Below are 4,748 nucleotides of genomic sequence, written 5' to 3' on the forward strand. Positions count from 1 at the left end.
CCTTCGACCTTCCCTCACGCGGCGTGCAGATGAACGTGCCCGGCGTCGCCTACGCGCATCCGCTCGACGGCCGCCCCGCCGGCATCGCCTACACCGACCTCGCCGCCACCGTCGCCGCCCTCACCGAGCACTCCACCCCCCACGACGCGAAAGCCTGGCGGGAACTGATGACCCCACTCGTCGACAACTTCGACATGATCGCCGCGCTTTGCCTCGGCGACATGCGATCACTTCCGCCCGGCACCCGCAGCCGCCGCGGAGCGAAGACGGCCGCGGCGTTCGCCCTCCGAACCCTCGAACAGGGCACCCGCGCCTGGAATCGGCGGTTCTCCGACGGGATGGCCCCCGCGATGCTGACCGGGATCGGCGGACACGTCAGCGCACCGAAGCCCTCCCTGGCGTCCGCCGCCACCATGCTGCTCCTCGGTTCGGCCGCCCACGCGATCGGCTGGCCCATACCCACCGGGGGATCCCAGGCCATCACCCATGCCCTGATCAACGACCTGTACGCCCATGGCGGACAGGTCCTGTGCGACCGCGGCGTCTCCGACTGGCGGCTGCTCCCACCTGCCCGCACGTATCTGTTCGACACCTCCCCCTGGGTGCTCGCGCGCGTCTTCCGGAATCGCCTCGGCACCCGGTACCGGCGGGCCATCGCACACTTCGAACCGGGAAACGGGGTCGCGAAGGCCGACTTCGTGCTCACCGCCCCGGTCCCGTGGACCGATCCGCGAATCGCCGAGGCCGGAACCGTGCACTGTGGTGGCGGCCGCACGCAGATCGCCGCCGCCGAATCCGAGATCTCAGCCGGTCGACACCCGGACCGGCCGCTGGTCCTGGTCAGCCAACCCACCGTCGCCGACCCGTCCCGCATCAGCGGCGACGGTCTGCTGCCGTTGTGGACGTACACCCACGTCCCCAACGGCTCCGACCGGGATCCGACCGAGACGATCACCGCCCAAATCGAACGGTTCGCCCCCGGCTTCCGGGACGTCGTCCTCGCCTCACGCGCCACCCCGGCCCACCAGATGAGCGCCCACAACGCCAACTACCGCGGCGGGGACATCGCCGCGGGCACCGTGTCGATGTACCGGATGCTCGCCCGCCCCACACCGAGATGGAATCCTTACCGCACCCCCCTCGATGGCGTATACCTGTGCTCGGCGTCCACCCCACCCGGACCGAGCGTCCACGGCATGTCCGGATACCACGCCGCGCGCCACGTCCTCGCCGACGAATTCGGAATCACCACCGTCCCCGACCTCGGCCCCTAGCCCGATCCGTGATGCGGGTGTCAGCGGGTGTCGGTGATGGAGGCCATCAGGTTGCGGGCCACGTCAGACAACTTGGTGTTGGTGCGTTGCGAGATCTGCGCCAGCCGGTGGAAGGCCTCGTCCGCGGAGACATCCAACGCGGCGCCCACCTTCATCACCGAAACCGGTCCCGCGAATTCCCTCGGTCATCGCATCCAGCCCTTTCGTCCCAGTGATCCTCCAGTGTCCACGATCGAAACCCGGGAGCGACCATCGGCAGCCGAGTAACTCGAGTTCATAACCGACCACGGTCTCCCGTCGACGTTGGCATGATCGAAAAGTACTCCTACATACGCCACAAAAAGGAGAATCGTTGTGAGAGCCAGCCACCTTCCGTTGCGCCTGACCACCGGCGCCTTCATCCTGAACGCCGGCCTGGGTAAACGGGCCCTTCCGCCCGAGGCTGCGGCAGCCCTGCAGAACATGGCCGCCAACGTCGCCCCCGTGGTGCGCACGGTGCGCCCGGAAACCTTCGGCAAGACCCTGTCCGCCGCCGAGACCGCCCTCGGGGCCACGTTGCTCGCACCGTTCGTGCCCTCCGCCCTGGCCGGCGCTGCTTTGGTTGCCTTCAGCGGAGGACTGCTGACCATGTATTGGAAGACCCCGGGCATGCACGAGAACGGCTCGATCCGCCCCACCCAGGACGGCACCGCCGTCGCCAAGGACGTCTGGATGCTCGGTATCGGCGCAGCACTCCTGGTCGATGAGCTCGGCCGACGAGGACCGGGCCTGTCACGACCATGACACGCGTCGCAACCGGGCTGGTGGCCGCGGCCCTGACGGCCGGGATGCTGACCGCCTGCTCGTCCGGGGGCGCGTCGGGCGGCGGCACCGGGGCGGTCAACGCATGGGCAGGTGAGCCGCAGAACCCGTTGATCCCCACCGATACCAGCGAGAGCTGGGGCGGGCGCATCGTCGATTCGCTGTTCGCCGGACTGGTGTCGTACGACGCCGACGGCAACGTGAAGAACGAGGATGCCCAGTCGATCGAGACCACGGACGGCAAGATCTTCACCGTCACGTTGAAGGACGGGTGGACGTTCACCGACGGGACGCCGGTCACGGCCGCCTCGTTCGTCGATGCGTGGAACTTCGGTGCGCTGTCGACCAACGCCCAACTCCAGGCGTCGTTCTTCGACCCGATCCTGGGCTACGACGAGGTGGCGGCGAAGAACCCGGCGGTCCAGACGATGTCGGGGCTCGAGGTCATCGACGACTCCACCTTCACGATCGAACTCAAACAACCCGAGCCTTCGTTCCCGGAGCGCCTCGGTTTCGCCGCCTACTACCCGCTGCCCGCCGTCGCGTACCTGGACATAGCCGCGTTCGGCGAGAATCCGATCGGTGACGGGCCGTACAAGTTCGCCGCCCCCGGCGCGTGGCAGCACAACGTGCGGATCGACCTGGTTCCGAACCCGAACTATGGGGGCAACCGCAAGGCGAAGAATGACGGCGTCAATTTCGTCATGTACAACAACCTCGACACCGCGTATACAGACCTCCTGTCGGGCAATGTCGACGTGCTCGACCAGGTGCCGGCCAGTGCCCTCACGACGTACGAGGGCGACTTGCCGGGGCGCACCGTGAACCAGCCGTCGGCGACGATCGAGACGTTCACGATTCCCGGCCGGTTGCAGCACTTCAGCGGCGAGGAGGGGAGACTGCGTCGTGTGGCCATCTCGATGGCGATCAACCGCGATCAGATCACACAGCAGATCTTCAACAAGACGCGAACCCCGGCGCTGGACTTCACCAGCCCGGCACTTCCGGGCTGGTCGGATTCACTCGCGGGCAATGGAAATCTGAAGTACGACCCGGAGGCGGCGAAGCGGCTGTGGGCGCAGGCCGACGCCATCGCGCCGTGGACCGGGAGTTTCGAGATCGCGTACAACGGTGACGGTGGCCACAAGGAGTGGGTGGATGCCACCACGAACAGCATCCGCAACACCCTCGGCATCGACGCGAAGGGCAGGGAGTATCCGACCTTCGCGCAGATCCGCACCGAGGCCACCCACCGCACCATTGCGACCGCGTTCCGGTCGGGCTGGCAGGGTGACTACCCGCAGCAGTACGGGTTCCTTGCCCAGAATTACCAGACCGGTGGCAGCTCGAACGACGGTGACTACTCGAACCCGGAGTTCGACCGCCTGCTCCGGGCCTCCGCGGGGGAGGCGGATCAGCAGAAGTCGCAGGAGCTCACCGACCAGGCACAGGAGGTGCTGCTGCAGGATCTCCCCGCCGTTCCGATGTGGTATCGCAACGCGGCGAGCGGCTGGTCGAAGAACGTGTCGAACGTGACCATCGACTGGAAGGGCATCCCGATGTACTCCGACATCGAGAGGAGCTGACGGGCCGGGTGGCCGAGCGGATAGGACTCGTGGTCGCTGGCGGTGGTGCCCGCGGCGCGTACGAGGCCGGTGCCATCACCTCGCTGCTCCCCCGGCTGTGGCGACCGCCGACGATCCTGGTCGGCACCAGCGCTGGGGCGTTGAACGTGGTCGGGTTGGCAGGCAACGCCCACCTCGGCTTTCCTCAGGCCGCCGAACGGGTGGTCGCGCTGTGGGGTGCCGTGTCGCTCGACGACGTCTTCTCCGTGAGCGGCAGCCTCGCCGGTGGTGGACTCCGGTACCTCGCGCAAGTCGCCGGTCTGCCGGTGCGGATGCCGAGCCTGTTCGATACCACCCGGATGCATGAAACAGTCGACACTCTGGTCTCTTTCGAGAAGGTTCAGGACAACATCGACCGCGGTCTGGTCGAGGCCGTCGCCGCGGCCACCACCTCGGTGGCGAGCGGCGGGACCGTTGTATTCGTGCACAAACACCCCGCGATCACGCTGCCGGCGTACGACGCGAACCGCAACATCAGTTACGTCGAAACCACCTTGCGCCCCGAGCACGTCCTCGCCTCCGCGGCGGTCCCTGCACTGTTTCGGCCCATCCACATCGACACTCCGGCGCAGTGGGCAGGGTAGTACATCGACGGCGGGGTGCGGCTGAACATGCCACTCAAGCCGGCCGTCCAAATGGGCGCCGATCAGCTCGGGATGGTCGCCACCCGGCCCCGGCATTGGCTGGTCGGGTTGCCCTCGCAGCAGGGCCCCGATATCGACGAGCCAGACCTGTTCAACACCGCCGCAGTCACCCTGCGGGCGATGCTGGCCGATCGGATGGTCGAGGACCTGCACCGTCTCGAAGCCCGCAACGCCGAAGTCGGGGCGTATCGCGGGGCGGCGCCCTTCCGGCACATCGACGTCCAATTCGCCGCCCGCCCCTGGACCGGGCGAACACCCTCGCCGTCCTCGCGGACGAAGTCCTCCGCCAGCGTTTCGGTGGGCTGCAACGACTGCGGAATCCACAACTGAGGCTGCTGGTCCGGCTCTTCGGAGGTGAGTCGTCTTACCCCGCCGATCTTCTCAGTTTTCTGTTCTTCGATCCG

Annotated in this window: 6 protein-coding genes; 5 read left to right on the forward strand and 1 reads right to left on the reverse strand. The window is 67.4% G+C overall.

Annotation, left to right across the window (positions count from 1 at the left end; translation table 11 throughout):
- The coding region (locus tag WAW17_RS02275; protein WP_422331400.1) for a phytoene desaturase family protein at positions 1-1,274 on the forward strand (1,274 nt) is incomplete at its 5' end.
- A gap of 20 nt (positions 1,275-1,294) precedes the next feature.
- Here WAW17_RS02275 and WAW17_RS02280 read toward each other — a convergent pair.
- Positions 1,295-1,429 (reverse strand): ANTAR domain-containing protein, encoded by a 135-nt coding sequence (locus WAW17_RS02280; RefSeq protein WP_422331401.1) that lies wholly within the window; start codon positions 1,427-1,429, stop codon positions 1,295-1,297.
- Positions 1,430-1,628: 199 nt separating this feature from the next.
- Here WAW17_RS02280 and WAW17_RS02285 point away from each other — a divergent pair, with 199 nt between their 5' ends.
- Genes WAW17_RS02285 through WAW17_RS02300 form a run of 4 tightly spaced genes read left to right on the forward strand, consistent with a single transcriptional unit; the run spans position 1,629 to position 4,674 of the window.
- Positions 1,629-2,057, forward strand: coding sequence for a hypothetical protein (locus WAW17_RS02285; protein WP_422331402.1), 429 nt, complete (start codon positions 1,629-1,631; stop codon positions 2,055-2,057).
- Positions 2,054-3,661 (forward strand): peptide ABC transporter substrate-binding protein, encoded by a 1,608-nt coding sequence (locus tag WAW17_RS02290; RefSeq protein WP_422331403.1) that lies wholly within the window; start codon positions 2,054-2,056, stop codon positions 3,659-3,661. The genes WAW17_RS02285 and WAW17_RS02290 overlap by 4 nt, the downstream gene beginning before the upstream one ends.
- Before the next feature lie 8 nt (positions 3,662-3,669).
- Positions 3,670-4,284: a patatin-like phospholipase family protein gene (locus WAW17_RS02295; RefSeq protein ID WP_422331404.1), complete on the forward strand. Its 615-nt coding sequence runs from the start codon at positions 3,670-3,672 to the stop codon at positions 4,282-4,284.
- A gap of 27 nt (positions 4,285-4,311) precedes the next feature.
- Positions 4,312-4,674, forward strand: coding sequence for a hypothetical protein (locus WAW17_RS02300; RefSeq protein WP_422331405.1), 363 nt, complete (start codon positions 4,312-4,314; stop codon positions 4,672-4,674).
- Positions 4,675-4,748 lie beyond the last annotated feature (74 nt).

The sequence above is a fragment of the Rhodococcus sp. (in: high G+C Gram-positive bacteria) genome (assembly GCF_049286785.1).
Lineage (GTDB): Bacteria > Actinomycetota > Actinomycetes > Mycobacteriales > Mycobacteriaceae > Rhodococcus_F.